We start from the raw sequence: 3,266 nt of genomic DNA on the forward strand, positions 1-3,266 counted from the left end.
CCGGCGCGTTGGGCACCGCGCCAGCAGGGCGCGCGGAAGGCGCGGCGGGCAACGGCGCCACGCGGGTGCCCTGGCGGTCTGCCCGCACATAGCCTTCGGCCGTCAACTGCGCATAGGCCAGCAGCACCGTGTTGCGCGAAATACGCAATTGCTCGGCCAGCGCGCGCGAGGCCGGCAGGCGGCTGCCAGGTGGCAGGCGGCCATCCAGAATCGATTGCTTCAGGCGTTGCAGCAGTTGCCGCTGCAAGGTCTGGCGCCCTTCGGGCGCTGCCAGCTGGCTGTCGAGCAGGGTGGCGCGAATATCCATGGCACCATGAAATAAGCTATTTATGGTGCTTTTTAGCATGCCACGATTCCGCTAGTGTAGGGGGTGCCGGCCTTTTCATGCCGCCTCTTCAAAAGGACACCCAGCATGCCCACCGTTACGTCGCCGCAGCAGCCCGTCGGCTTTCCCATTCCCAACTGGACCGCGCGTCCGCGTCCGCCGCGCGAGCCCATGGCGGGCCACTATTGCCGCCTGGAGCCCCTGGATGCCGAGCGCCATGGCGCGCAATTGCACGCCGCATTCAGCCAGACGCCCGACGGCAGCGACTGGACATACACCTACGCGGGGCCGTTTGCCGACGAGGCCAGCTATCTGCAATATGCCCGCGGCGCGCAGGCATCTGAAGACCCGCAGCATTTCGCGGTGATCGACCTGGCCAGCGGCCGTGCCGTGGGCACCCTGGCGGCCATGCGCATCGACCCGGCCAATGGGGTGATCGAAGTGGGCAGCGTGGCGTATTCACGCCTGCTCAAGCGCACGCCCGCCGCCACCGAGGCCCAGTATCTGTTGATGCGCCGCGCCTTCGACCAACTGGGCTACCGGCGCTACGAATGGAAGTGCGACAGCCTGAACGCGCCGTCGCGCGCGGCCGCCCAGCGGCTGGGTTTCCAGTTCGAGGGCATTTTCCGCCAGGCCGTGGTGTACAAGGGCCGCAATCGCGACACCGCGTGGTTCTCTATTCTGGACAGCGAATGGCCGGCGGTACGCAGCGGCCTGGAGCAATGGCTGGCACCCGACAACTTCGATGCGCAGGGCCGGCAGCGGCAGCGGCTGGCGGACCTGATCGCGGCGGCGCGGCCGGCGGGCTGAAGGCCAGCTCAGCGCGGTGCGGGCGGGGCCCGGTGCCGGGCCAGTTTTTCCTGCAGCAGGCCGGCGCCGCTGACCATCAGGATGCCGCCCAGCACCAGCAGGGCTCCGGCCGCAAAGGCGGCGTCCAGCGGCTCATCCAGGATCAGTACGCCGAAGGCCACGCCGAACAGCGGGGTCATGAACGACAGGATGGACAGGCGCGTGGCCAGGTAGCGGCGCAGCAGCCAGAACCAGACCAGCAGGCTGAACAATGCCACCCCCAGGGTCTGGAACGCCATGCTGGCCATGGCGGCGCGGGAAAACACGGGCGCGCCCTGGCCGGCGGCCCAGGCGAACAGCGGCAGCGCCACGCCGGCCACGGCCATCTGATATAGCAGCGTCTTGGTGGCGGGCGCCTCGGACAGGCGGGATTTGCGGATGGCCACGGTGGTGGCGCCCCATGCCGCGCCGGCCAGAATGCCCAGTAGGTCGCCCAGCAGCATGGCAGGAGCGTCGATCTGCTCGCCGCGTCCCAGGAAGGTTACGGCAATGCCGGCAAAGGCGGTCAGCACACCCAGCCACTGCAGCGGCCGCAGGCGTTCTTCGGGCAGGGCCAGGTGCAGGCCCAGCGCGGTGAAGATGGGGGCCGTGTACAGGAACACCGACATATGGGAAGCGGTGGTGTACAGCAGGCCTTGCGCCACCAGCAGGAATTCGGCGGCGAACAATATTCCGGCCAGCAGGCCCGGCGCCAGCGTGCCGTCGGTAAAGGCCGCGAGGCCTTCGCGGCGCAGCACCAGGACAGCCAGCACGATGGCGGCGAAAGCCGACCGCATGCCGATCTGCAGCGTGGGGGAAATATCGGCCGCCACCAGCTTGATGGCGATCTGCTGGAACCCCCAGCACAGGCACAGCAGCACCATCAGCGCGGTGGCCCGGGTGTCCAGCGGCAGGCGGGTGGCGGGCGCCATGGCTTCAGGGAAGCTCGGCCGGATAGCTGTCCAGTGCCAGGCTGATTTGTTGGCGCAGGTCCCATTCGGCCAGCGAGGCGTTGACCGGGCCATAGAATGCGCCGTCGCGCGTCAGGAACAAGGCGGGCAGGTGAAAAACTTCGTAGCGTTCCACCAGCCCGCCGTTGTCGCCGGCGTCTATCCAGCAAAGCCGGTCTACCGGCAGGTCCAGTTGCGGCAGTTGCTCGCGCGCCACTTTGCAGGTGCCGCAGGTGCGGCTGTGGAAAGCCAGCAGCGACAGTCCCGGCGCATCGAGCAGGTAGCGGTCGGCGGTGCTGTCGGTCAGGTCGATCTGCTGCATGGGCCGGGCCCTGGTGGTCGGTATGGGGAAGGTCGGACGATAGCGCATTCGGCGGCCCCCCGCAGGGGCCGCCGCGATATCAGCGCGACAGCGCGCCGTCGAGTTCCCGCACCGTGTCGTACAGCACCCGCGTGCCATCCAGCAGTTGCGCGGGCTCGATCCACTCTTCCGGACAATGGCTGCGCCCGCCCAGGCACGGAATGAACACCATGCCGATCGGCCCGGTGGGCGCCATGTACACGGCATCGTGCCCGGCCCCGCTGGGCAAATGCATGGACGCATAGCCCAGGCGGCCCGCGGCGGTTTCGATCGCCTGCATCACCAGGGGCGAGCACGCCGTCGGGTGGGCGCGGCTGAGCGGCGCCATCGAGGCCTGCAGGCGCAGCTCGGCCAGGCCATCGGCCTGTTCCGCCATCAGGGTTTCCGGGAAAGAGTCCAGTACGGCGTCGCTGTCGCTGCGCACTTCCAGGGTCAGTTGCGCGCAGCCGGGCACCGCATTGGCGGCATTGGGCGTGATCTCGATGCGGCCGACGGTGGCCACGACATAATGCGGCTTGCCGCTAAGTTGGCTGGCCTGCCGGTTGGCGGCGTCGATCAGGCGGGCGGCGCCCACCAGCGCGTCGCGGCGGATGTCCATGGGTGTGGTGCCGGCATGGTCGGGCTGGCCCGTCACGGTGATCTGCACGCGGCGGATGCCCACGATATGGGTGACCACGCCGATGGGCAACTGGCGGCTTTCCAGCACCGGGCCCTGTTCGATGTGCAGCTCCACGAAGGCGGCCGTATCGCCCGCCTGCCGCAGCGGCGCCTGCAGGGCCGCCGGGTCGCCGCCGATGCGGCG

At 69.0% G+C, this 3,266-nt stretch carries 5 protein-coding genes; 1 reads left to right on the forward strand and 4 read right to left on the reverse strand.

Annotated elements, in window-relative coordinates; translation table 11 throughout:
• The coding region (locus LPZ50_RS23425) for a GntR family transcriptional regulator (protein ID WP_230665263.1) at positions 1–346 on the reverse strand (346 nt) is incomplete at its 3' end.
• Between the two features lie 66 nt (positions 347–412).
• Here LPZ50_RS23425 and LPZ50_RS23430 point away from each other — a divergent pair.
• Entirely contained in the window at positions 413–1,135 is a 723-nt protein-coding gene (locus tag LPZ50_RS23430; RefSeq protein ID WP_230665264.1) for a GNAT family N-acetyltransferase, read from the forward strand.
• An 8-nt stretch (positions 1,136–1,143) separates the two neighbouring features.
• Here LPZ50_RS23430 and LPZ50_RS23435 read toward each other — a convergent pair whose 3' ends face one another.
• From LPZ50_RS23435 to LPZ50_RS23445, 3 genes are all read right to left on the reverse strand, one after another.
• On the reverse strand, positions 1,144–2,085 hold the full coding sequence (locus tag LPZ50_RS23435) for a DMT family transporter (RefSeq protein WP_230665265.1): 942 nt from the start codon (positions 2,083–2,085) through the stop codon (positions 1,144–1,146).
• 4 nt (positions 2,086–2,089) lie between these two features.
• Complete coding sequence (locus LPZ50_RS23440) at positions 2,090–2,425, reverse strand: thioredoxin family protein (RefSeq protein WP_230665266.1); 336 nt, start codon at positions 2,423–2,425, stop codon at positions 2,090–2,092.
• Positions 2,426–2,504: 79 nt separating this feature from the next.
• The coding region (locus LPZ50_RS23445; RefSeq protein ID WP_230665267.1) for a hydantoinase/carbamoylase family amidase at positions 2,505–3,266 on the reverse strand (762 nt) is incomplete at its 5' end.

The organism is Bordetella petrii (assembly GCF_020991325.1).
Taxonomy (GTDB): domain Bacteria; phylum Pseudomonadota; class Gammaproteobacteria; order Burkholderiales; family Burkholderiaceae_B; genus Bordetella_A; species Bordetella_A petrii_E.

What these genes read in the sequence shown, in the direction of transcription:
- LPZ50_RS23440 (WP_230665266.1), bottom strand. Translation starts at nt 2,425, where the DNA reads ATGCAGCAGATCGACCTGACCGACAGCACCGCCGACCGCTACCTGCTC.
- LPZ50_RS23430 (WP_230665264.1), top strand. Translation starts at nt 413, where the DNA reads ATGCCCACCGTTACGTCGCCGCAGCAGCCCGTCGGCTTTCCCATTCCC.
- LPZ50_RS23435 (WP_230665265.1), bottom strand. Translation starts at nt 2,085, where the DNA reads ATGGCGCCCGCCACCCGCCTGCCGCTGGACACCCGGGCCACCGCGCTG.